Consider the following 24,704-nt stretch of genomic DNA (forward strand, 5'->3'; position numbering starts at 1 on the left):
TCGGAGATATTTCCATAGTCAATTCAACAACGGACTCGTCCAACAAACGATTCAGATCGCGGCGCGTTCCGCGCGCGATCTAATCTTATTCGTTAGGAATAGGCGTGTTTTTAAACAATGCGCAATATCACATGGACAAGGTTAAACTTTAAAATACACTCAAGATCAAATGGTTACGTGAATAATTATTCAGCTGCGAATGAAAGGGCCGAAGATGAGGGTCATACCGCATAACCGGCAATATAGTGTGAATGAAAACAAGAGAATTTTCGTAGAAATTGTACGTGTTATGTCTCGCGATAATCGCGAGACATCACGCAAAAGCAAAAACGCGCATAGATGTCTCAGATGGCGAATACTGTCAGAATTATGCGCGAGGCTGCAGGAGTTAAGCTAAAACAGCCTTGTTGAATTAACTGGTGTCCCGCAATCAACAATTTCAGCTATTGAAAATTATCGTACTCAGCTTAGCGGAGAGAGCCAGGTATAACTATGAAACAGCGGAACCTTCTACTTCTAGCCGTACACAGTCTGAAATCAGGCACATTCCGCCAAATTTCTTTAGCCAGGGGTGCAATCCTTGCACAATCCTGACCGTCTGATCTTCTTTACAGACCAGGGTGACAAAAACATTTCCCTCATCCCATAGCGCGTTGTCCGGATTGCGTAAGCCACGCAAACCCAGACCACCCGCTTTTTTGATTACCGTGTAGCCTTTGGCGCCGGCTTCCATTAACAAGCTGACAAGCTCTTCAAGTTTTTCCGTCTCGATAACGATTTCGATCCGTTTTGTTGATAATATTGAATTCATCTTTTCTCTCGTGAAATCTTAATTTAACGCTTAACAGAAACTTTTGCCGGCGGCATGGAAAGACTTTAACTACCGGCAATAGCGGGAACCGGAAAATTAATCTTTGCTGGTAACAGTATTTAAAGAAAACATCAACAATGAAAAAACGATCCGGGATTCTCCTGTTTTCATAGCCGCAATAACTTTAAATAAATTAGCAAAGCGTCATATTAATAAACCCTGGTTAATGCTGACATTGGGGAAACAATTATTTTGTGCTAAAGGAAACCATTAATAAACGGGTAAAGCTGATCATTAACAATACATAATGTCCTATATTCCTTCTGATCCAATCAAAAAAGCAAACGAATGGCGTTTGAGAACGTAGTAAAGCCCGGAATTTTCCGCTATTTCAATCGTGCGCGAAATTTAGTGCAACAACCCTGGTTTAGGCGGTACAATTCTAAAAGATTCTTTTTTTGCAACTACTTGCCCCAAGAAATATCAAAAAATATTTGACGGGATTTTGGACGAATAAAATTCAAACATTGTACTCAGACAAATGATCACCTTTGAACGATCCCAAGATGCGCCTCTGGTAAATCATTGGGTCACAAGGTGCACAAGAAATACCGCTTCCTCAGGAGATTAAACATGAATAAAACACACATTGGCATGATTTTCCTAGCTATTTCTTTATTATGGCTCACTTTGAGTGCCAGCAGGCTTGCCGCCGAAGAATTGAAATTTGAAGCGGAATTAAGTGGCGCTCAGGAAGTTACAACACCGCCTGCCGGAGTGGAGACGCCAGCCACCGGTTCGATCGAAATCGAATTCGATAAAGCATTAACTCAAGCTCAACTTAGTCTGACTGTTCGCAATGGCACTGGAATCACTCAGGCTCACTTTCATTGCGCTTCTGCCGGCGAAAACGGGTCGGTAGTGGCTTTTCTTTTCGGCCCGGCTGACCCGCCGGTGGATGTGTCTGAAGGATCGGTCGACGTCACCTTGGTAAACAGCAACATTATCCCGTTTGAAACGCCTGACGACCACACTGCTGATACGTGTGGTGTTCCGCTTAACAACATCGCTTCCCTCGCTTTTGCGATGCGCGCCGGAAAAATCTACGTGAACGTACACAGCGCCGAATTTCCAGCCGGTGTAATCCGCGGCCAAATAATGCAAGCAGATGATGACGACGACGGTTTTCTAGGTTTCTAGTGTAGTGTCTTATAAATAAGCATTCATATAGCTGAGGGCTGCGATTGAAGTTGACACTGTTGTCTACAGGCAAGCCAGAAACATAAAATTGTAAAGCCATTTGAAAGATACTGTACTAGTTCTCACAACAGAGACCATGGATGTGTAGAATCGGCGCTGACCACAAAAAATTGATGAAATCAGACCGAAACTTCCGAAAAAGCGTGAAACTTTAGTTCAGAATTCCCATGAGCCTTTTTGATGTTTCAGCGTTGGTTATCGTCATGATAACGCTTGCCGCCATGCCCAGCACGAGTGTTGCCCTGGTTGTCGCCCGCTCGGCCACGATGAATCTGGTGAACGGCGTTGCCGTTTCCATGGGCATCGTGCTCGGCGATTTGATTTTTGTCGGACTGGCACTACTGGGATTGACGACACTTTCCGAACTGATGGGCGGATTCTTTTTAGCGGTCAAAGTCGCGGCGGGCATGTACTTGATCTGGTTCGGTATCAATCTGATCCGAAGCCGGACGAAAAATTTAACCTGCAAATATTCCGGCACCGACGGCGGATTACCCGCCAGTTTCCTCGCAGGCCTGTTTGTTACGCTTGGGGATGTGAAGGCGATATTCTTCTATGCGAGCCTGTTTCCGGCAATCATCGATATATCCGCGCTGACGTTGCCGGACATAGCGGCCATTCTGTTCATTACAGCCGCAACAGTCGGCGGCGTCAAACTGGCCTATGCTTTTGCGGCCACGAAAGTGATGGTGATGAACAAGGAATTGAGAACCACCAATAAAACCCGGCTGGTTTCAGCACTCTCATGATCGGTGCAGGCAGCTACCTGATCGTAAAACCCTGAAAAAAGTATACCGGATGAAAAATCGCACTTTATTGATAGTGTTGAGTGTCTTGTTGATAACCGGGTGCAGTTCACGGCAAATCTACGATTCTTTCCAATACAATCAAAGAAACGAATGTATGAAATTACCCGGATCGCAATACGATGAATGTATGGAAAGAGCAAGTAAGCCGTTTGATCAATACGAGAGAGAACGCAGTGAGGCTTTGGATAAATAGCGTTTAATATATAAGCTTCAATTCGTTCAGTATTAAAACACTGTACTATTGATCCAGATACTGGAACAGACAAAAAGCTGTGCCGTCCGGTGTCGGGAATATCCTGTGGCCCCATTATGATATAAGCGATTTGCGCACCCCACTTCTATATCTTGCGCGTAACCGATCATGCACTCTTACCGGCCTTTCTGGTCTGGGAGCTCAATCAACGGTCTTTGCAAAGTATTTCGACAGCGCAGCTGAAGGCTCGCTTACCAAAAGCATCCGGCGCGCGATACTGGAGCAAACTCAAATCACCGTGCCCCCTCTGGAAACACAACACAAAATCCTTGGATTGCATAAAGCGATACTGCAAGAAAAGAAATTGTATACTGCGCTGATCAGAAACGCCGACAAATTGATGCATGCCTTTGCCTCCGATTTGACGGCAGGCAAAACACTACAGACAGTAAACACGCACAGGGAACTACAACCATGAACACACCGATTAATCAGGGCGCACTCAATAAAGCTCTGTGGACGGCATGCGATACCTTCCGTGGCACGGTCAGTGCCGACACCTATAAGGATTTCATCCTGACCATGCTGTTCCTGAAATACATCTCCGATGTCTGGCAGGATCATTACGACGAATATAAAAAGCAATATGGCGACGAGCCGGAACTCATCAATGAGATGATGAAGAATGAGCGTTTCGTGCTTCCGCCCGGTTATTGATCAGGCGCTGCACGCACTGGAAGAAGCCAACGGCACCAAGCTGCGCGATGCGTCAAAATCGGTGTTTCAGGATATCAGTTTCAACACCGACAAGCTCGGTGAGGAAAAACAAAAAAACACCATATTGCGCCACTTGCTGGAAGACTTCGCCAAGCCTGAACTCAATTTACGACCCAGCCGCGTGGGTTCGCTCGATGTCATCGGCAACGCCTATGAATACCTGATAAAGTTGTTCGCCGCCGGTGGCGGACAAAAAGCCGGGGAATTCTACACCCCGCCTGAAGTCTCCGACCTCATCGCGGAAATTCTCGACCCGCAGGAAGGCGACACCATCTGCGACCCCGCTTGCGGCTCCGGTTCCTTGCTGATGAAATGCGGACGTAAAGTACGCGACCGGTTCAACAGCAAGAAATACGCGCTCTATGGGCAGGAAGCCATCGGCTCCACCTGGTCGCTGGCCAAGATGAACATGTTCCTGCATGGCGAGGATAATCACAAAGTCGAATGGGGCGACACCATCCGCAACCCCAAGCTGCTCGATAACAATGGCGGGTTGATGCATTTTGATATCGTTACCGCCAATCCGCCGTTCAGCCTCGATAAATGGGGCCATGACGAGGCTGAGCATGATAAGTTCGGACGGTTCCGCCGGGGCGTGCCGCCCAAGACCAAGGGCGATTACGCCTTTATCCTGCACATGATCGAAACGCTCAAACCCAAGACCGGGCGCATGGGCGTGGTCGTGCCGCATGGCGTACTGTTTCGCGGCAGTTCGGAAGGCAAAATCCGCCAGCAACTCATTGAGGAAAACCTGCTCGATTGCGTGATCGGCCTGCCGGAAAAGCTGTTTTACGGTACCGGCATCCCGGCGGCGATTTTGATCTTCAAAAAAGACAAACCCGATAACAGCGTCCTGTTCATCGACGCCAGCCGCGAATTCAAGGCCGGAAAAAACCAGAACCTACTCACGTCCAAGAATATCGACAAAGTCGTAATGACCTACCGCGCTCGCGAAAGTGTCGATAAATACGCCTATCTGGCCAGTCTGGAAGAGATTCAGGAAAATGATTACAACCTCAACATTCCGCGCTATGTCGATACGTTTGAGGAAGAAGCCGAAATCGACCTTATGGCTGTACGCAAGGAACGTGCCGAACTCAAAACACAACTCGCCGCGCTGGAAACGGAAATGGACGGCTATTTGAAAGAATTGGGGTATGTGGAATGAGTTCCGGTGAATTGATTGAGGATTCAGTTTGTCTGAAATTCCGACAAACTGCCGTGTATGGTAAAGATTACAATGTCTTACATTATAAAGAAGCTGAAGGCGGCGAATTGATAAAGCATTCAGTTGTCAAGGAATCCTTGACAACTGCCGCCGATGAAGAAGATACCGAAGTGCTGAAAAAAATGGCAAAAGATATTGAAAGCCGGGAAAAAGGAACTGAAGATGAACGTTCCTGAGGGGTGGGATATTAAAACTGTTCAAGAGATAGCAGAAGTGACCTCTGGTGGCACGCCAAGTAGAAAAAAACCTTCTTACTGGAATGGCACTGTACCATGGATAAGAACCACAGAAGTACAGAACTGTGTGCTTTATGAAACAGATGTCCAGGAATATATTAGTGAAGAGGGTCTTAAAAATTCATCAGCAAAGCTTGTTCCTAAAAATACAATTTTGCTTGCTATGATTGGCCAAGGTAAAACACGAGGCCAAGTTGCACTTCTTAAATTCAAAGCGACTACAAATCAAAATTGCGCCGCAATTATTTTCGATGAAAACCAGGAACCCGAGTTTTACTATAATTTCCTTCTTGCTCAGTATAAAAATATTCGAAATTTTAGTAATTCCGCTGGGCAGAGTAACTTAAGTGGGGCTTTAGTTAAATCCATTAGAGTTACCGTTCCACCCCTCCCAGAACAAAAGAAAATCGCCAGAATTCTTTCCACATGGGATCGGGCGATTGAGGTCACGGAAAAGCTGCTGAACAACAGCCAGCAGCAAAAAAAAGCCCTCATGCAACAACTCCTCACCGGCAAAAAACGCCTGCCCGGTTTTAGTGGGGAGTGGGAAACCAAAACTCTACGTGAGATTGGTGAAATAAAAAGCGCCGGGGTTGATAAGAAAATTATCGACGGTGAGAAACCAGTTCGTTTGTTGAATTTCACTGATGTCTTCAATCGAAGCTTCATCTATTCCCACCAACTTAACCATTGGGTTACAGCGCCGGAATCAAAAATATCTGGATGTGATGTTCGGATTGGTGATGTTTTCTTTACACCATCATCTGAAACCAGGGATGAGGCAGGAATACCTGCGGTAGCTGCTGAAAATATAGATCAATGCTGTTATAGCTATCATGTCGTGCGACTAAGGTTTACCGAAAAATGGGATTTGAATTTTAAGGCTTATGTTTTCACAACTAGCCAATTCAGAAGACAAGCATATATGCTTGCTGATGGTAGTGGCCAGCGCTATGTAATTTCTCAAGAAAATTTTCGAAAAATTCAGGTAACGTTTCCTAACTATGACGAACAAATAGCTATTGGAAAAATCCTAAAAGCCGCTGAAAGTGAGATCGAAATCCTCGAAAAAAAACTAAGCTGCCTCCGTCAGGAGAAAAAGGCGCTAATGCAACAACTCCTCACCGGTAAACGCCGCGTGCAAATCAACTGACAAAGAGGGTAATCATGGGATTGAAATTTACTGGTAGCTATGAAAACCTTAAAAGCAAATTATCTTCCTTGAATGGTGACTGGGATGAATCTCAACTTAACAAGAAAGTATTGCGAGTAAATGATGGGGTAATGAACTGGTTTGAGACAACTGGTTCAATCAACTTCCAAGGAAAAGATCCGGAAAAATCTACCCTTGAAAGTAAAGTTCCCCAGTTACTTTATCCAGATGAGTCCACTGTTTCGGTTTCGACTAGAACCGCTCCAGAACATGCCGACATAACCACAAAAGAGCAGCATGTTACATCACAGAACGATTCATTGGAAAGACAGTTCCTAACTACAGGCGTCAATGACGGCGAGCTTATCATAGGCATCGTCAGTGCAGTAGGTACAGAATTTAAGCGGGTAATTGATCCTTTGACTGATCGGCTAAAAGGCTTCGGTTACACAGTAGAAGTAATACGTGTTTCCTCGATATTATCTACCTTTTCTGGCGGCAGTGAATACGATCGCATCAAACATTTTATGTCAGCTGGTGATTCTCTAAGGGAAAAAAGTACTAATAATGCTATTTTGGCGGCAGGAGTCGCCAAAGAAATTTCAAAAAAAAGAATTACAAAATCGCAAAAGCGAGCCTACATTGTTAATTCACTCAAGCATCCACGCGAAGTTGAGTTTCTGAGAAAAGTTTATGCCAATGGTTTTTATCTGATCGGTGTCCATGCAGATGAAAAACGCCGTCACAAATATTTGACTGACGACAAAGGGTGCACTCAAGAACAAGCAAAAGAGCTTATTAAGATAGACGAAGATGAAAGTATTGATCACGGTCAAAAAACAAGGGATACCTACCATCTTTCAGACTTCTTCTTGAATCTCGGTAGCGACAATGATCAAGTCAAAAATGGACTTCAGCGCTTTTTAGAACTCATTTTCTCACACCCATATAAAAATCCAACTTTTGATGAGTTTGCCATGTTTATGGCTTTCAACAGTTCAGTACGTTCGGGTGATTTATCCCGTCAGGTCGGTGCTGTTATTAGCCGTGAAAAACAGATTATCGCTACTGGTGCAAACGATGTACCGAAATATGGTGGAGGCTTGTATTGGGCAGAGATAGATTCAACAACTGGAGAAGTTGTAGACCACCCAGATGGAAAAGACTACACCAGAGATGGAGATTCTAATAAGCAAGCGCAAGCGGAAATAATACAAGAAATTGCCAAGAACCTAATGAACGAAGGGATAGTTACTACCGATAAAGAGCTTGACCTACAAAAGGCTTTGAACGAAAGCAAAATCTCTGACCTTACTGAATTTGGCCGTGTAGTGCATGCTGAAATGGATGCCTTGCTTTCATGTAGCCGTGCTGGAATTCCAACTGCCAGTACCACCCTTTATTGCACGACATTTCCCTGTCACAACTGTGCAAAACACATCATAGCAAGTGGTATTGAGCGAGTCGTTTACGTCGAACCATATCCGAAAAGTCGTGCACTTGATTTCTATTCTGAGTCAATTCAATTACGTTCAGAGTTCGATACAACATCTACTTCCAATGAATTGGTCGCGTTTGAGCCTTTTATTGGTGTAGGGCCAAGACGTTTTCTTGATTTATTCTCAATGAGCTTAGGAGCTGGTTCCAAGTTACGACGCAAAGACAAAGAGGGCTCAATACTAGATTGGGATAAAGCAAAAGCACCGATCAGAACACCACTAATTCCTAAGTCATATCTGGAAATAGAGCAAGCCGCATCAGAAATCTGGGATAAAAGCTCATGAACGGAAAAGTCTTTTTAATGCTGCTTACACCTCTTTTTCGGAGTATGGAAAGAGATAACGAATGACACGGCACACACCAAAATTCCAGGAAGAATACAGCGCCAAGATACCGGCGCTCACGCTGCTGCATCATCTGAGTTGGCGCTTTCTGTCACCGGAGCAAGCTTTATCGGCACGCGACGGCAAAACCAGTGAGGTGGTTTTGCGTGAAGTGTTGCGGAGTGAGCTGCGCAAACGACGCTATGTTTACGCTGGGAAAGAACGCGCTTTTTCCGAGCAGGCGATTGATAACGTTATTACCGAGCTGTGCAGTCCGGCGCTGAATGAAGGTTTGGGCGTGGCCAATGAGAAAATCTATAACCATTTGCTCTATGGCATTTCAGTAAAGGAATTTGTCGATGGCAAGAAAACCAACCCGACGCTCCCAGTTATTGACTGGGACAACCCTGCCAATAACAGCTTTTTGTTTACCGAGGAATACAACGTGCAGCGCACCGGCCGCGTGGATCACCGAAGACCGGATATTGTTTGTTTTGTGAATGGCCTGCCGCTGGCCGTGATTGAAGCCAAGCGCCCGGATAATCATGGTAATAAAGGCCCGACGATAGACGAAGGGATTTCGCAGAACCTGCGTAACCAGCGCAATGACGAAATCCCGCATCTTTTTGCCTATGCTCAGCTTCTGTTTTCGATCAACGGCGCGGATGGACGTTACGGCACGCAAGGCACGCCGTTTAAATTCTGGTCGCGCTGGCGCGAGGAAGACATCTGCGAGCCGGAATTCTACGCACTCAAAAACAAAACACTGGACGAATCGGCCAAGGCTACCTTGTTTACACATCGGCCAGGTCAGGATCAGAAGTGGTATGAAAATCTGATTGCTGGCGGAGAACTGGCCGTGACCGAACAAGACCGGCTTTTGATCAGCCTGCTCTCTCCAGCTCGGTTGCTGGAGATGAGCCGATACTTTGTGTTGTTTGACAAAAAGGTCGGCAAGGTGGTGTGATCTGGCATACTACTGGCTCAGGCAAGTCCTTCACCATGGTGTTTTTGTCCAAGGCGCTGATTTTGCATGACTCCTTAAAGCAATGCCGCATTGTTGTCGTGACCGACCGCGTTGATCTGGAAGGCCAGCTCAGCAGAACATTCAGCACCGGCGGAGAGCTGGCGAGCAAGAAAGACAAAGCCGCAGCAATGGCGACTTCCGGTAGGCGGCTGGCTCAGCAGATTGCTACGGGTACTGAACGCATTATTTTTACCATCATCAATAAATTCGCCATCGCCGCTAAAATGCCGGAATGCCACAACCCGAGCGCTGACATTATCGTGCTGGTCGATGAAGGCCACCGCGGTCAAGGCGGGGAGAATTATATCCGCATGCGCCGGGCGCTGCCCAATGCGGCCTTTGTCGCCTTTACCGGCACACCGCTGCTCAAAGACGATAAAACCACCAACAAATTCGGCCCGATCATTCATGCCTATACCATGCAGCGGGCCGTGGAAGACAAAACCGTGACCCCGCTGTTGTATGAAGAGCGCATTCCCGATCTGGATGTCAATGAACGCGCGATTGACAGCTGGTTCGAACGCATCACTGAAGGGCTGACCGACGAACAAAAGACCGATCTCAAGAAAAAATTCGCCAAAAAGGGTCATCTCTATCAATCCGAAGACCGCATTCGCCTGATTGCCTATGATATCGCCAATCACTTCGTTAAAAATATTGATGAAGGACTGAAAGGCCAGCTCGCCTGTGACAGCAAATTATCGGCGATCAAATACAAGCAATTCATGGATGAACTGGGCTTGTTTGAATCGTCGATTGTCATGTCCGCGCCCGATACACGCGAAGGCAATGTGGACGTGGATGAGTCCGGCATTCCTGAAGTCACAAAATGGTGGAACGGGCATGTCGGCACGCAGGATGAAAAAGACTACACAAAGCACATTGTTGAGCGGTTTGAAAACGATGACGATCTTAAAATTCTGATCGTAGTCGATAAATTGCTGACCGGTTTTGATGAACCCCGCAATACCGTGCTGTATATCGACAAACCGCTCAAGGAACATAACCTGATTCAGGCCATCGCGCGGGTTAACCGCCTGCACCCGAAAAAGCAATTCGGCCTGTTGATTGATTATCGCGGCATATTGGCGGAGCTCGATACCACCATCGCCAAATATCAGGACTTGGCCAGCCGCACGCAAGGCGGTTTTGATATCGGCGATATCGAGGGGCTCTATCAGCAAATGAGCACCGAATATAAAAAGCTGCCGCGTCTTTATGCGGATTTATGGGCGATCTTTAAGGATGTCAAAAACAAGGGCGATTTCGAACAACTGCGCCAGGTGATTGTGCCGCGCATGCAGGAACGCAATGGCGAGATGATCGACGTGAATCAGAAAATCCGCGAGGATTTTTATGACCGCCTCAGTGAGTTCACTAATTGCCTCAAGATTGCGCTGCAATCGGCCACTTTCTACGAAGACAAGAGTTTCTCTGAAGACGACCGCAAGCATTACAAGGAAACGGTCAAGCAGTTCACCGCGCTGCGGCAGCTTGCCAAAACCGACGCCGGAGAATCTGTCGATTACGATGAATATGCCGCGCAGATCAAAAAGCTGATGGATAAACATGTGGTCGGTGTAGAGGTCAGAGAACCCGAAGGCGTTTATGAAGTCAACAAAATGGGCAAGGCGGCTGATCCCAAAGAATGGTCGGATGAGAAAACCCGCAATGAAACCGATATCATCAAAACCCGCATCACACTCATGATCGAACAGAATTTGCGCGATGACCCTTACGCGCAGGAAGTGTTTTCCAGGTTGTTAAAGAAGATCATCGAAGAGGCCGAAGCGTTATTCGATCATCCCCTCAAGCAATATATGCTGTTTCGGGAATTTGAAGAAAAGGTCGAAAAGCGTGAAGTCGAAGGCCTGCCGGACAAATTCGCCGACAACAAACATGCGCAAGCCTATTATGGAGTGCTGAAAATGATGATTGGTGAAAATCTTGCCAAAATTGACGAGGCAACCTCCGACCGCTGGGTGGAACTCTCATTCAAGGTCGACGAGATCATCACCAACGCCGTTGCCGAGCATTCGATCAATCCACAAAACATCGAGGCGGAAATCCGTAAAAACCTCCTGCCGATGATTTTTGCCGAATGTAAAAAAATCGGCTCCGGCATGGATCAGGCCAAAGCGATGATCGAGCGGATTGTGCAAGTGGTGCGGGAGGGATTGAACAAGTCATGATTTATCCTGCCCGAAAAAAAACAGCTTCGATTCAATATGGCGAGTGTGCCATAGAATTTGCCATTGAATCCCGCATTGAACTCCGATCAACCGATACCCCTAAAGTCCTGATCAAAGTCCATCCCGATTGTCGTGTGGTGGCACATGCCCCGCCACTGGCATCCGATGATGAAATTGTCCAGGCTGTTAAAAAACGCGCGCGCTGGATTTACCGGCAAATGCGCTATTTTGAAGATCAACGGAAAGATATTCTGCCGCGCCGTTATGTAAGCGGCGAAAGTCATTTTTACCTGGGACGCAGACATGTGCTGAAAATTCATGAAGCCCCACGATCTGCACCGGAAGTCAAACTGCTGCGCGGCGTGTTGGAAGTGAAAACCAGAACCCCGCAATCCGAGAAAATCAGATCATTGCTCTTTGACTGGTATAAGAAAAAGGCCAGAGAAGTGTTCGAACGCAGATTGGACGAAGTGCTTTCACAAACCCTGTGGATGAAAGAAAAACCGCCGATACGATTATTATCCATGCAAACCCAATGGGGCAGTTGCTCGCCCAAAGGGCAATTAACAATCAATCCCCATTTGGTGAAAGCACCCAGGGAATGCATTGATTATGTTCTGCTGCATGAGCTTTGCCATATCGCGGAACATAACCATTCCGAACAGTTTTACCGGCTTATGAAGCAGGTCATGCCGAACTGGGAAAAAGTGAAAGAACGGCTTGATGGCATGGCTTATTATTATTTGAATGATGTTTGAGGTTGTTGATTTTGGTGTTAGCTTTCTTAAAGCAGTCAATATTGCTATTGTTGGATACTGCCTATGAACTATGAAAATTTTAATCAGGCCATGGCCCATTGCAATACAATCCTGTCACAAATTCTAAGATTTGTTCCGAGACATGAACTTGAGTCTCTGGTCAATCGCCATCATTCGGGCCGGGCTTTTCGTACAGCAAGCCGCTGGCCGCAGTTTGTCACCATGGCAATGGCACAGTTGTCTGGCCGTATCAGCTTGCGCGATATTGTTGGCAGCGTGAGCCGCACAGGCGCACCGTCTTTATCATCTTGGCAGTGCGAAACTGGCACGCGCCAGCCTTGCACGCATGAGTGAGGACAAACCGTATACCTTGTATGAGGCGTTGTTTGGAAAACTGCTGCATCATTGCCAATGCCGGACGCAGCTTGACTTTACTTCGTTATATCGCATACGCGGCAATCTGCGTCTACAGATATTTGTGTCAGAATCAGGCTGTCATTCCGTTATGGCGCAACAGCGCATCCATTTGCGGTTCACGTCCACGAAAGGCTACGAATGACTCAAGCGCCGGCCGGCTGCCACCCACGGCCAGAATTTCATCTCTGAAACGTGAACCGGTATCCGCATCTATCACACCAGACACACTATTCGGCGCGTTTTCTTCGAACAGGCCGTAAGCATCCGCCGACAGCACTTCCGCCCATTTATAGCTGTAATAGCCCGCCGCATAGCCGCCACCGAAAATATGCGCAAAACTGTTGGGAAAGCGATTGTATGCTGGCGGAATAATGACGGCCACTTCCTGGCGCACCGCATCGAGCAGCTGCATAACGGTCTTATCACCGTGTGGATCAAAATCGAAATGTAAATGCATATCGAACAGCGCAAATTCTATCTGGCGCACCATTTGCATGCCACTTTGGAAATTCTTGGCGGCCAGCATTTTATCGAACAGCGCTTTGGGTAACGGTTCTCCGGTTTTGACATGACGCGTCATCTCACTCACCACACCCCATTCCCAGCAAAAGTTTTCCATGAACTGGCTGGGCAGCTCCACCGCATCCCATTCTACACCGTTGATACCGGAAACACTTAAGTCATCCACCTGGGTTAACAAGTGATGCAGGCCGTGACCGAATTCATGAAACAGCACAATTACTTCATTATGCGTAAACAGCGCGGGTCTGCGCTGGCCATCAATAGATACAGGACCAGAAAAATTGCAAGTCAGATAGGCCACCGGTATTTGCACTGCGCTGCCGCCTTGCTCGCAATCCATTTGTCGGCGCGCAATGGCACCGTCCATCCAGGCTCCGCCACGCTTTGTTTCGCGTGCATACAAATCAACATAAAAACGCCCGATCAATGCACCGCCGGCATCAAAAATATCGAACAGTCTGACATCCGGATGCCAGTACTGCACCTTGCGCTCGAGTTCTATTGCATCGGCCTGCACGATGGAAATACGGTACAGTTTTTCAACCAGTTTAAACATACCCGGCAAAACCTTGTCTTCCGGAAAATACTGCTTGACCTCCTGATCTGAAAAGGCGTATCGCGCCTGACGCAATTTCTCACTAGCATAAGGAATATCCCAGGCTTCAAGTTTTGGCAAATCCAGCGATTCAGTTGCAAATTGCTGCAATTCTTGTAAATCTCTCTCTGCATATGGCTTTGCTTTGGCCGCCAGCTCCCTGAGAAAATCCAATACCTGACGCGGTGAAGAAGCCATTTTAGCGGCCAGAGAAATCTCCGCATAATTTCGATAATCTAACAGTTTCGCCTCTTCTTCGCGCAACTCGAGTATTTTGTTGATTAAAGGCATATTGTCCCAGTTCTTATTTTCCGACCCACCTGCAGGTTCATTAAACTCGCTGGCACGGGTGTAGAACGCATGATACATTTTTTCACGCAAGGCACGATTATCGGCGTACTGCTGTATCGGCAAGTAGGACGGCATATGCAATGTAAATTTCCAACCCTGCCTGGAATCTTTCTCTGCCAGTTGCCTGGCAGTATGCAAAACATCTTCCGGTATCCCGGAAATTTCGTCCTGATTTTCAATCAATAACGAGAAAGCATTGGTAGCATCAAGTAAATTATCATTAAACTTTGACGACAGCGCCGACAAAGTTTCCTGAATTTTGAGAAAGCGCTTTTTCTTTTCCGGCGACAGCTCTGCCCCCCCAAGACGAAAATCTCTAAGCTCATTTTCAACAATTCGTTTACGCGCCGGACTCAACATGCCGAACTCCGTGCTTGCCTGCAATTGTTTGAATTTTTCGAATAACTGCTGATCTTGCGAAAGCTCGGCATAAAACTGCGTAATCAGCGGCAGATTCTTATTATAAACTTCGCGCAGCTCCGGTGTATTCATGACGGCGTTCAGGTGCGAAACCTGTCCCCATGCACGTGACAAACGTTCATTAGCATTCACCATGGGTTGGACAAATGACTGCCAGGTTGGCGTTTGCGAATCATTGCGTATGCGGTCAATGATTGACCTGTTTTCATTAAGCAATTCTTCAATGGCAGGCGTAATATGCGCTGTATTAATTTCCTCAAACCGGGGCAATCCCGAAAAATCGAGTAGTGGATTCGATGGCGTATTCATATACTGGAGATTATTTACGTTAAGGTTAAAGTTAAGATTGGTAGACAATATTACCATTGACTAAGGTATATCTGACTTTTCCTGGTATTTCCATACCCAGAAACGGCGTATTTTTACCCTGACTCAGCAATGCGCCTGCAGTCACTCTCCAGTAGGTTTCTGGATCGAAAATGCATAAATCCGCTGCCGCACCTGGCGACAAGTACCCGGCATCTATACCAAGCACAGCTGCGGGTTTGGCCGTAATCGTAGCCAGCACCTCTACTAGAGGGCGCTTCATTTCCAAGCCATATTTTAAAGTAAGCGGCAGCAATAATTCCACACCTGTCGCACCAATTTCCGCCTGACCGAAAGGCAGCATTTTGGCATCCTCATCAACCGGCGCATGATCAGAACAAATTGCATCAATTGTTCCATCCTGCAGACCCAGACGCAATGCATCACGATCGCTGATACTTCTCAATGGCGGTAAAACATGACAATTGGCATCAAAATAATCAATATCCATATCCGACAAGTGCAGATGATTGACTGATACATCACAGGTAATCGATACACCTTGCTGCTTGGCCGCGCGTACCATTGCCAATCCTTCGGCACTGGAGATCCTGCATAGATGAATATGCACGTTCACTACTTTTGCCAGCAGAATTATATTCGAAATGGCGACTGTTTCCGCGCACACGGGTATTGCCGGCAGTCCCAGACGGGTTGCAACTTCGCCGTCATGCGCTACACCTTCGTACGCCAGATTGGAATCCTGTGGACTGAGCCACACACTGAAGCCGAATGTAGACGCATACTGCATCGCCTGCATCAACACTCTCAAATTGGCCACCATGCCATCAGGCTGGCCGAAAACGATACATCCCGCGTCATGCAGTTCCACCATTTCGGTTAAATATTTTCCAAGCAAACCCTGCGTCAACGCGCCAATCGGATAAACATGCGCCTGATTCAGATTTCTGGCGCGATGCTTGAGCATTTCCACCAGTCCAGGCTCATCAAGCGGCGGATCTGTATCCGGCGGACAAGCAAAACTGGTCACACCACCAGCCACGGCGGCATTCATTTCAGATTCCAGGGTCGCTCTGTATTCCAGTCCCGGTTCACGCAGGCGGACCGACATATCAACCAGTCCAGGACACACAATCAAATCACCGGCATCAATAACATAATCCGGCTGAAATGCAACGGGCGATTTCCCGACAGCCAATATTTTACCAGCGGCGACAAAAACGTCCTGAATGGCGTCTGTTCCTGTTTTTGGGTCAACTAAGCGGCCATTTTTGATGTAAATTTTCATCTGAGCAATGTCCATGAAATTCTTTGACTACTAGACTTGCTGACCCGCAAGAATTGACATCACCGCCATGCGGATTGCAATGCCAAATGTCACTTGCGGCAAAATAACAGACTGGCCGCCATCGGCAACGGCCGAATCAATCTCCACGCCACGGTTCATCGGTCCCGGATGCATCACGATGGCATCTGGCCTGGCCATTGACAGCTTTTCAGGTGTCAGTCCATAGTTTTTGAAGTATTCTTCAGAGCTCGGCAGATACGCGCCTTGCATCCGTTCCTTTTGCAAACGCAGCATCATCAAGACGTCGATATTCTCTAATCCACTGTTCATATCATGAAATACACGCACGCCGAGTCGTTCCACATTGTTTGGCAACAGGGTTTTCGGTGCGATCACACGCACTTCCGGCACGCCCAGTGTTGTCAGCGCATGAATCTGGGAACGCGCCACCCTTGAATGCAGAATATCGCCAATAATGGCAACGCGCAGATTGTGAAATTCGTGTTTAAAGCGGCGGATGGTGAACATATCAAGCAGCGCCTGTGTCGGGTGTGCATGCCGGCCGTCACCGGCGTTAATTACATGAATACCCGGGCGCGCATGTTTTGCGATCAAATGCGCTGCGCCGCTTTGTGCATGCCGCACCACAAACATATCGGCATCCATCGCAGCCAGATTATTCACAGTATCAAGCAAGGTCTCACCCTTGGATTGCGCGGAAACAGCTATATTCAGATTAAACACATCGGCAGACAAGCGTTTGGCGGCGATTTCAAAAGTTGTCCGCGTGCGTGTGCTGGGTTCGAAAAAAAGATTGAAAATAGACTTTCCGCGTAACAAGGGCACTTTCTTGACATCGCGTTCGGTTACGCCCACAAATGTTTCTGCCGTATTTAATATCTGCAAGAGAATTGCAGCCGGCAGCTCTTCTGTTGTCAACAGATGCTGTAGTTTACGATGTTTGTTCAATTGCGGATTTCTATTGATCATGCCGGCATATCTTCTGCACCGTTCACTACGCCTTTTTTATTTTCCAGGCGCAGATTAAACCGCCCTTGTACATCTCGATCAAACACCAGAATACTTTCTGCCGGCAGACGCAGCCCGGCCCCTATATACTGCGCACAGATGGGCAGTTCCCGGCCACCGCGGTCAATCAGGGTTGCCAGTGCTATCGAGGCCGGTCTGCCGTAATCAAACAGCTCGTTGATGGCCGCACGTATCGTACGACCCGTTTGCAGCACATCATCTACCAGCAAAATATGTGCGCCATTGACATTAAAGGGAATTTCAGACGGTCTGACCTGCGCATGCAAACCTACTCTGTCAAAATCATCACGATAGAACGATACACTGAGCAATCCCAACGGTTCCAGGGATCGTGTTGCTGAAAGCGCTTGATGCAAGCGTTCCGCCAACCACGCTCCGCCGGTATGAATACCGACTAAAGCAGTATAATTGTTATCGCTGTCCGCTTGAATCTGGTCGAGCAGTTGATTAAGCAGTATTTCTGCGTCAGGCAATGGAATGTTGCGCATGGTATTCATCAAAAAAAGACTGAAGTATATGCTGCGCTGCGACCTGATCCAAGTGCTGTTTTTGTTTCCTCGCCGGCACGCCAGCTTGCCGTAATGCGGCACATGCTGTTTTGGATGTATAACGTTCATCCACCAATAGTACTCGAATGTTAAACCGTCCGGCCAGACGTCGTGCAAAACGCCGGCTTAAACGTGTCATTTCATGCGCCGAACCGTCCCTGTAACAGGGCAATCCAGCCACCAGAAACACCGGTTGCCAGTTTTCAATCAATGCGCCAATTAAAGAAAAACGCTGCTCGTTTTTCTCGCTGTTAATCGTCGTCAACGGATGCGCCAGCCTCAGAACAGTATCGCCGACAGCCACGCCAATACGCTTCTGCCCGAAGTCAAAGGCCAGAACCGTACCCTGAATCAACAAACCGGGAAATTGACCGGCTTCGAATACCAAGCCGGATTGACGCACTGATGTTTCAGTCATGCCGTGCGGTTTTTAATTGTATTGAACGTTTGTCAAGCATGGCCGACATCATTGGATAGCCGGGTGTAGTCTACGCCCAGCAATTCCATTGCCGCCGGCAGCCTTTCCTCTGAAGGCAAATCGAAAATCACATGCACTGAAGCCGGCACCGACAACCAGGCGTTTTGGGCCATTTCCTGCTCAAGCTGCCCGGCGGCCCATCCCGCATATCCCATGGCAACCAGCATTTGATCCGGACCTTCAGCCTCGGCAATCGCTTTTAATATATCCAATGAAGTTGTGAGCCCTAACTTTTCATTGATCGTCAGCGTCGACTGCCATTGCCCTACCGGCCGATGCAATACAAAACCGCAATCAACCTGAACAGGTCCTCCGAACAATACGGACGATTCATGGCAGAGCGGATCCTTGGTAACGATGCCCAGTTGTTTAAACAGACTGATCATGGACAACTCCATCGGCCGGTTGATGACCAGGCCCAGCGCTCCACGCTCATTATGTTCGCAGACATAAGTGACCGTTTTGGAAAAAAAGGAATTCTCCATTGCAGGCATAGCTATCAAGAAATGATGTGTTAAGTTGATATTTTCCATGGCGAATTCGTCTTTCCACTATTAAATGACGCATTACCAATCTCTGCCACTGACACGGTGATGCGATCAAACCCAATATGCGGTTTGAGTCATCACCCTGGAACTAAGTTTCATCGCAAATTTAACCGGCAAAGGTAATTCAGCACCGCCGTTGGATAAGGCCATTGTTGCATGACTGGATTCATCAATCTGCATCTGTGCCACAATGGCGCGGCTTTTTACATCGTGTTGAGGCAAACGCTGCAGATGCCCGGACAAGTGTTCGCCTACTTGTTTTTCGGTCTCGGCCAGAAAGCCCAGATTCCACTTGTCACCCATGACGCCTGCCAGCATTCCGACTGCAAAGGAACCACCATACCATAACGGATTCAGTACGCTTTTCCGTCCCCCCAGTTCTTCGATGCGCCGCTCGGTCCAGGCCAAGTGTTCGGTTTCCTCGCGCGCGGCCTCCATCAACGTTTTCTGTACTGCCTGATTGCGTGCGGTCAGACCCTGCCCTTGATACAATGCCTGCGCACAGACTTCACCGACATGGTTGACACGCATCAGCGCGGCAGACAGGTCTTTTTCAGGAACAGTTAAATCAGGCTCTGGCAAATCGTTGCCAGGTACGGGTCTGGCAGTATGCGCCGGTGTAAACAGTGTGCGCAATGCACTGTCAAAACCAATGATTAGTTTGTCGATATTCATCATCGCTCTCTCTCTTTGTGAAATAAAACAACAATCGCGATGCGCGGTAATGATTATTTTTCATCCATTTGTTGCAGTTGACGTGCCAATAACGTAACAGGGTGAATTACTTCAATTCCGGAACCAATCTTACGTAATCGTGCGGCAATATGCATTGCGCAACCCACATTCGAAGTAACCAGCACGTCAGCACCGCTTTGCATAATTATGCGTATTTTGTTATCCAGCAAACTGTCTGCCAACTCAGGCTGCCTGATAAAATAAGTACCCGCCGCACCGCAACATTGATCATTATCCGCCAAAACAACCATCTGTGCACCCGGAATTTTTTGTATGATTTGATATGGATAGTCATGGTCCCGCAATACATGGCGCAGGCTGCACGGATCCTGCACGGCCACTTTTCTTTCCAAAGGCGCAATGACGAGTTGATCCCATCCTGGCGCAGTTGCCAGAAACTTGCTGATATCGAGCGTCTTGGGAAATTCTGCATTTTCGGCACCTGCCCGTAAATTTGTTGCGCAACGGTCTACATACTCACATAACTGCGCACCACAACCCGATGCTGCACTGATGACCGCAATCACATCATGCAGCGCGCTAAATACCTGCATGTTTTTATCCCTCAACTGCGCCGCTTTTTCAGTATCACCGGCATGCTGATGCAGCGCGCCACAACAGGTTTGTGTTGATGGCACCCGCACACTGTAACCGAGCCGGTTCAACACAAAAATACAGGCATTCAGTGTCCTTGTATCCGTTAACCGCGCTATACACCCCAGGAATAATGCCACCGTACCCTTATACTCTCCGGCAGCAGGATAAAAATCCCGCCAGGCATGTGTGAGCGTATTTTTTTTCTGGTTCCCTGTATAAGGAAAAACCACCGGTGGCAATTGCGCCAATATATTTTGCATACCGGGCCGGTGTTTGAAACTGTGCTGCCACAACCGGCGTATTGCAGACAACACGCCACTTTTTTGAGATAAATAAAGCAACCATCGCAAACGGTCAAACCATACCGGATGAATAACCAATGTATTTAGCAAACGCATTAGCTGTTTCAGACTGTGTTTTGCAGAATACTCTTCGCTGTGACAGGTATCCGACACCCGGATCATCTTGCGCGCTTCATCAATAATCCGGCCATAGGCCACATGGTTCGGACAAACAGCTTCACACGCCCGGCAAGTCAGACACCGGTCGAGATGCAGTTTGAATTTGCCATTCACCGGAATCCGGTCATTAACAGCACCATTGATAATCGCAATACGTCCACGCGGTGAATCCGCCTCGGATTTCAATAAACGATAGGTCGGACAATGCGGTAAACACAATCCGCATGACACACAGCGATTGGTCTGTTCAACAAGATCCTTTTTTGAATATCCCAAAGAGAAAGGATCTTCACCCGTCATTTAACAACCCTCATTTTAGTGTTTAATTGCATTAATTCGACATACACTTTTTAAATAATATTTCATTACAAAACAATTGGTTGATCTGAAAAATAATACACATTATTTTTGCAATTAAATACTAGCCGTATCCGCTTAGAGGGTATCGTCATGTGTTATGTGCATTTATGCGCGTGCAGATTTTTGATGAATGTTTGTGAAAAGCGTGCAGAGCATAGCCATAGCTATGTTCAAGCGCTTTGAACAAACAGAATTGCACATAATACATGACGACATCCCTATAATACTTCTGGAATAATCCTAAACGACTTTTTCAATCGCAATACATATCCGGACATTCGTAACAGCCATAAGTTTTTCCCAACGTTATCGACATGAATGAATATACCGATCATTTGAGTGCTTTATTAATTTCAAGCGCCATCGTCATCTGCTGCGTGACAATGCTATGAAGCCTTGCGGCTATTAAGGCACGCCGCCAGCGCTCATGCGCACAAACGAATAGGCATACTCATTGTCATGCCCGGCCTGCCGGCAGTGCATGTCATTGAAATAATCCTGCTTGCCCTGGGGCACATGATCATGCAACAGCTGCTGGGTTTAGGGTTTAGGGTTTAGGGTTTAGGGTTTAGGGTTTAGGGTTTAGGGTTTAGGGTTTAGGGCATATCACAAACCTGGACGGCGGTAATTTTCTTGACTACACCTACTATTCATCGGTAGTCTATACAATGGTAGGCTTTGGTGATTTATTGCCAGTCGGCGCCTTACGCATACTGAGCACAGCAGAAGGACCGGTGGGACTGGCAATAATAACGTGGCCGGCTTCCTTCACTTTTCTAACCATGAAACACTTCTGGCCGCACCCATTGAACCTAGAATCAGTTGGATGATGTTTAGAGTACACTGTTCTTCCTTTTTGACAAGACGCAATGAGGCGTAATAACGCGTTATTGCAACGAATTGCAACGCAGCGAAAAAGGAAGAACAGTGTGCTATAAGCATCATAGCGTGGCCCACCCTTTTGGTGAGTAGCGTATAAAGAAATATTAGTTTTATTTCATAAGATTGGCCATAGTTGTAGCGGTCAACCGAGGATTGAATGAATCTAATGTACGCTCCGATAATTGAGCGTATGCGCCATGATTTTAACGCGTCCCTCGGATAGAAACCGTCAAACCGGATTTTTCCCGGCGACGCACAAGCTACTCAAACAATCATCAACTGATTTGGCAGGCTTTCCAGCACAACCGGCGGCGTCTGTTTACCTCACAAGACGCCGCCATCATGCTGGAAAGCAAATTGCACACCTTACGCAGTGAGCAATGCAGGGTTAGTCTGCCTGCCTTCTCAAAAACGCCGGTATATCCATCGGGTCAACACCTGACTGACGCATCGCGGCCACAGTCGCATCGTTTCTTCTGCCTGTCCGTATTACAGCAGGATCATCTGGAGACATAAAGCCTTCGCGATCATCGGTTCCAGTGCGCGAATGAACGACTGACAGTGGTTTTTTGCCCTGATTATGGACATTGCCAAGGCCGGTAGCGACCATTGTTACACGCAGATCTTCACTCATGCTTTCATCAATGACGGTACCGATAATAATTGTCGCATCTTCAGCAGTCAGCTCTTTTATGGTTCCCATTACCTCATGCACCTCGCGCATTTTCAATGATGAATTTGCGGTAATGTTAACCAGCACACCACGGGCACCTGCGAGCGATATATCCTCAAGCAACGGACTTGCCACCGCTTGCTCGGCTGCGATACGTGCACGGTCAACACCCGTTGAAATCGCTGAACCCATCATGGCCATGCCCATTTCAGACATCACTGTTTTCACGTCAGCAAAATCGACGTTTACCAGACCAGGACAGTTAATAACCTCCGCGATACCCGCAACGGCTCCATGCAGCACATCGTTAGCTGCTTTGAATGCATCCAGCATGCTGATATCGTTACCCAGAACCGCCATCAGTTTGTCATTGGGTATTACGATTAACGAATCGACATGTTGCGACAGCTCTTCCATACCCAATTGCGCCGCTTTCAGGCGTTTGCCCTCAAAGGCAAAAGGCTTGCTGACCACGGCAACTGTTAAAATGCCCATTTCCTTGGCAACATGAGCAACAACCGGTGCGGCGCCGGTACCTGTACCGCCGCCCATACCGGCAGTCACAAAAAGCATGTCGGAACCCTGAATCAATTCGGCGATGCGATCGCGGTCCTCCACCGCCGCCTCGCGCCCGATCTCGGGGTTGGCGCCTGCACCCAGGCCCCGGGTGATACCGGACCCTAACTGCAAAATAATATCTGCTTTAGTGTTTTTCAAAGCCTGTGCGTCGGTATTCATGCTGATGAATTCCACGCCTTTCATTTCATTCTGAATCATATGATCGACGGCGTTACATCCACAACCGCCAACACCTATTACTTTAATTACCGCTTCCTGCGTTTCATTATTCATAATTTCAAACATAACACCCCTCCTTTAGATCAGCACGACAAAAACCAAAAAAAGCTTTTACATACAAAATATTGAATTAAAAATTCCTTTGAAACCAATTTTTCATTCTAGAAAAAATCTGTTTTGCTGAGCTGCCCTGCAACCGCATGTGTTGCTGCAGCTTCATATGTTCTATACCTGTCATAATGAGTCCCACGCCGGTTGAATACCTCGGCGTATGCACCACGTCCTGTAAGCTTCCCTTGTAATTGGGCACACCCAGTCGCACAGGCATATGAAAGATTTCTTCGCCCAGTTCAACCATCCCGTGCAAAGAAGCACTGCCGCCCGTAATCACAATACCGGATGACAACAATTCTTCGAAACCACTGCGCCGCAACTCCGCCTGCACCATGGTATAAAGTTCTTCGGCCCGTGGTTCTATCACCTCGGCCAGGGTCTGCACGGAAAGCTGCCGCGACCCTCTGTTGCCGACATCCGGCACCTCGATCATTTCACGCGTATCAGCCAGGCTTCTCAACGCATAGCCGTAGCGGCATTTCAAATCTTCGGCATTTTTAGTCGGTGTACGCAGCGCCATAGCAATATCATTGGTAATCTGATCTCCGGCGATCGGAATCACTGCTGTATGACGGATTGCACCGTTGGTAAATACGGCGATATCGGTCGTTCCACCGCCGATATCGACCAGACAGACACCCAGATCTTTTTCATCTTCAGTTAGTACGGCCATGGCTGAGGCCAGCGGCTGCAGAATCAGATCGCGCACCTCCAATCCGCAGCGGTGAACGCATTTGACAATATTCTGAGCCGCTGAAACCGCCCCTGTAACGATATGTACTTTAACTTCCAGCCGAATGCCACTCATGCCCACCGGCTCACGCACATCTTCCTGGCCATCGATAATAAATTCCTGATTCAGGATATGCAGAATCTGTTGATCAGCCGGTATATTCACGGCCTTGGCCGCCTCCATCACGCGCTCAACATCCGCTTCCGTGACTTCCTTATCCTTGATTGGCACCATGCCATCGGAGTTGATCCCTTTGATATGACTGCCTGCAATTCCGGTAAAAACTTCATTGATTTTACAATCCGCCATCAACTCGACTTCCTCCAGCGCACGTTGAATGGCATTGACAGTTGTCTCAATATTGGCGACAACGCCTTTTTTCAAACCGCGGGATGGATGGCTGCCCAAACCGATAATTTCAAAGCCACCTTCCGGCAATAACTCTGCAACAATTGCCACAATTTTTGAGGTGCCAATATCGAGCCCGGCAATTAATTTTCTACTTTCCCTAGCTTTACCCATCTAGTCACATCTCCCTGA

General features: G+C 47.5%; 25 protein-coding genes. 13 read left to right on the plus strand and 12 right to left on the minus strand.

Going from position 1 to position 24,704, the window contains the following annotated elements:
• Positions 1 to 490: 490 nt before the first annotated feature.
• The gene (locus tag BMY60_RS07800) at positions 491 to 811 is read right to left on the minus strand and encodes a P-II family nitrogen regulator (protein ID WP_090332695.1); all 321 of its coding nucleotides are present in this window, start codon (positions 809 to 811) and stop codon (positions 491 to 493) included.
• A gap of 633 nt (positions 812 to 1,444) precedes the next feature.
• Between BMY60_RS07800 and BMY60_RS07805 the strand changes: the two genes are divergently transcribed.
• The 12 genes from BMY60_RS07805 (at position 1,445) to BMY60_RS07855 (ending at position 12,621) form a co-directional block, all read left to right on the plus strand.
• A complete protein-coding gene (locus tag BMY60_RS07805) occupies positions 1,445 to 2,011 on the plus strand; it encodes a CHRD domain-containing protein (protein WP_090332698.1) in 567 nt (188 codons plus the stop codon).
• 227 nt (positions 2,012 to 2,238) lie between these two features.
• Positions 2,239 to 2,820, plus strand: a complete 582-nt coding sequence (locus BMY60_RS07810; protein WP_218141659.1) for a LysE family translocator — start codon at positions 2,239 to 2,241, stop codon at positions 2,818 to 2,820.
• A 383-nt stretch (positions 2,821 to 3,203) separates the two neighbouring features.
• Complete coding sequence (locus BMY60_RS07820; RefSeq protein ID WP_143057396.1) at positions 3,204 to 3,551, plus strand: restriction endonuclease subunit S domain-containing protein; 348 nt, start codon at positions 3,204 to 3,206, stop codon at positions 3,549 to 3,551.
• Positions 3,548 to 3,790, plus strand: coding sequence for a type I restriction-modification system subunit M N-terminal domain-containing protein (locus BMY60_RS16255; RefSeq protein WP_256250757.1), 243 nt, complete (start codon positions 3,548 to 3,550; stop codon positions 3,788 to 3,790). Before BMY60_RS07820 ends, BMY60_RS16255 begins: the two co-directional genes overlap by 4 nt.
• Positions 3,759 to 5,018, plus strand: coding sequence for a type I restriction-modification system subunit M (locus tag BMY60_RS07825; protein WP_256250758.1), 1,260 nt, complete (start codon positions 3,759 to 3,761; stop codon positions 5,016 to 5,018). The genes BMY60_RS16255 and BMY60_RS07825 overlap by 32 nt, the downstream gene beginning before the upstream one ends.
• Positions 5,019 to 5,071: 53 nt before the next feature.
• On the plus strand, positions 5,072 to 5,254 hold the full coding sequence (locus BMY60_RS07830; RefSeq protein ID WP_143057397.1) for a hypothetical protein: 183 nt from the start codon (positions 5,072 to 5,074) through the stop codon (positions 5,252 to 5,254).
• The gene (locus BMY60_RS07835; protein ID WP_090332704.1) at positions 5,241 to 6,467 is read left to right on the plus strand and encodes a restriction endonuclease subunit S; all 1,227 of its coding nucleotides are present in this window, start codon (positions 5,241 to 5,243) and stop codon (positions 6,465 to 6,467) included. The genes BMY60_RS07830 and BMY60_RS07835 overlap by 14 nt, the downstream gene beginning before the upstream one ends.
• Positions 6,468 to 6,481: 14 nt before the next feature.
• Positions 6,482 to 8,251, plus strand: coding sequence for an anti-phage dCTP deaminase (locus BMY60_RS07840; RefSeq protein ID WP_090332706.1), 1,770 nt, complete (start codon positions 6,482 to 6,484; stop codon positions 8,249 to 8,251).
• 61 nt (positions 8,252 to 8,312) lie between these two features.
• Positions 8,313 to 9,257 (plus strand): type I restriction endonuclease, encoded by a 945-nt coding sequence (locus tag BMY60_RS16005; RefSeq protein WP_218141660.1) that lies wholly within the window; start codon positions 8,313 to 8,315, stop codon positions 9,255 to 9,257.
• Positions 9,254 to 11,509 (plus strand): type I restriction endonuclease subunit R, encoded by a 2,256-nt coding sequence (locus BMY60_RS07845; protein ID WP_218141661.1) that lies wholly within the window; start codon positions 9,254 to 9,256, stop codon positions 11,507 to 11,509. The genes BMY60_RS16005 and BMY60_RS07845 overlap by 4 nt, the downstream gene beginning before the upstream one ends.
• Positions 11,506 to 12,267, plus strand: coding sequence for a M48 family metallopeptidase (locus BMY60_RS07850; protein ID WP_090332708.1), 762 nt, complete (start codon positions 11,506 to 11,508; stop codon positions 12,265 to 12,267). Before BMY60_RS07845 ends, BMY60_RS07850 begins: the two co-directional genes overlap by 4 nt.
• A gap of 63 nt (positions 12,268 to 12,330) precedes the next feature.
• The gene (locus tag BMY60_RS07855) at positions 12,331 to 12,621 is read left to right on the plus strand and encodes a DUF4372 domain-containing protein (RefSeq protein ID WP_090332709.1); all 291 of its coding nucleotides are present in this window, start codon (positions 12,331 to 12,333) and stop codon (positions 12,619 to 12,621) included.
• Between the two features lie 133 nt (positions 12,622 to 12,754).
• Here BMY60_RS07855 and BMY60_RS07860 read toward each other — a convergent pair whose 3' ends face one another.
• From BMY60_RS07860 to BMY60_RS16260, 9 genes are all read right to left on the minus strand, one after another.
• Positions 12,755 to 14,881, minus strand: coding sequence for a M3 family metallopeptidase (locus BMY60_RS07860; protein WP_090332747.1), 2,127 nt, complete (start codon positions 14,879 to 14,881; stop codon positions 12,755 to 12,757).
• A gap of 31 nt (positions 14,882 to 14,912) precedes the next feature.
• The gene (locus BMY60_RS07865; RefSeq protein ID WP_090332746.1) at positions 14,913 to 16,187 is read right to left on the minus strand and encodes a dihydroorotase; all 1,275 of its coding nucleotides are present in this window, start codon (positions 16,185 to 16,187) and stop codon (positions 14,913 to 14,915) included.
• Positions 16,188 to 16,217: 30 nt separating this feature from the next.
• Positions 16,218 to 17,177: an aspartate carbamoyltransferase catalytic subunit gene (locus BMY60_RS07870; protein WP_090332711.1), complete on the minus strand. Its 960-nt coding sequence runs from the start codon at positions 17,175 to 17,177 to the stop codon at positions 16,218 to 16,220.
• Entirely contained in the window at positions 17,174 to 17,716 is a 543-nt protein-coding gene (pyrR, locus tag BMY60_RS07875; protein ID WP_090332748.1) for a bifunctional pyr operon transcriptional regulator/uracil phosphoribosyltransferase PyrR, read from the minus strand. Before pyrR ends, BMY60_RS07870 begins: the two co-directional genes overlap by 4 nt.
• Complete coding sequence (ruvX, locus tag BMY60_RS07880) at positions 17,703 to 18,203, minus strand: Holliday junction resolvase RuvX (protein ID WP_090332712.1); 501 nt, start codon at positions 18,201 to 18,203, stop codon at positions 17,703 to 17,705. Before ruvX ends, pyrR begins: the two co-directional genes overlap by 14 nt.
• Before the next feature lie 32 nt (positions 18,204 to 18,235).
• Entirely contained in the window at positions 18,236 to 18,796 is a 561-nt protein-coding gene (locus BMY60_RS07885; RefSeq protein WP_090332714.1) for a YqgE/AlgH family protein, read from the minus strand.
• A 66-nt stretch (positions 18,797 to 18,862) separates the two neighbouring features.
• Positions 18,863 to 19,489: a 2-polyprenyl-3-methyl-6-methoxy-1,4-benzoquinone monooxygenase gene (coq7, locus tag BMY60_RS07890; RefSeq protein ID WP_090332715.1), complete on the minus strand. Its 627-nt coding sequence runs from the start codon at positions 19,487 to 19,489 to the stop codon at positions 18,863 to 18,865.
• A 50-nt stretch (positions 19,490 to 19,539) separates the two neighbouring features.
• The gene (locus tag BMY60_RS07895; RefSeq protein ID WP_090332717.1) at positions 19,540 to 20,904 is read right to left on the minus strand and encodes a (Fe-S)-binding protein; all 1,365 of its coding nucleotides are present in this window, start codon (positions 20,902 to 20,904) and stop codon (positions 19,540 to 19,542) included.
• Between the two features lie 465 nt (positions 20,905 to 21,369).
• Positions 21,370 to 21,492 (minus strand): hypothetical protein, encoded by a 123-nt coding sequence (locus BMY60_RS16260; protein WP_256250759.1) that lies wholly within the window; start codon positions 21,490 to 21,492, stop codon positions 21,370 to 21,372.
• 140 nt (positions 21,493 to 21,632) lie between these two features.
• On the opposite strand from BMY60_RS16260, the gene BMY60_RS16265 reads away from it, so the two are divergent.
• Entirely contained in the window at positions 21,633 to 21,794 is a 162-nt protein-coding gene (locus BMY60_RS16265; RefSeq protein WP_371264197.1) for a hypothetical protein, read from the plus strand.
• Positions 21,795 to 22,234: 440 nt separating this feature from the next.
• On the opposite strand, the gene ftsZ is transcribed toward BMY60_RS16265, so the two are convergent.
• Both ftsZ and ftsA read right to left on the minus strand, forming a co-directional pair.
• Positions 22,235 to 23,383, minus strand: coding sequence for a cell division protein FtsZ (gene ftsZ / locus BMY60_RS07905; RefSeq protein WP_090332718.1), 1,149 nt, complete (start codon positions 23,381 to 23,383; stop codon positions 22,235 to 22,237).
• Between the two features lie 64 nt (positions 23,384 to 23,447).
• Positions 23,448 to 24,686 carry a cell division protein FtsA gene (gene ftsA, locus BMY60_RS07910; RefSeq protein ID WP_090332720.1) on the minus strand — a complete coding sequence of 413 codons (1,239 nt, stop codon included), beginning with the start codon at positions 24,684 to 24,686 and terminating at the stop codon, positions 23,448 to 23,450.
• Between the last annotated feature and the right edge of the window lie 18 nt (positions 24,687 to 24,704).

Source organism: Nitrosomonas sp. Nm51 (genome assembly GCF_900111165.1).
Classification (GTDB): Bacteria; Pseudomonadota; Gammaproteobacteria; order Burkholderiales; family Nitrosomonadaceae; genus Nitrosomonas.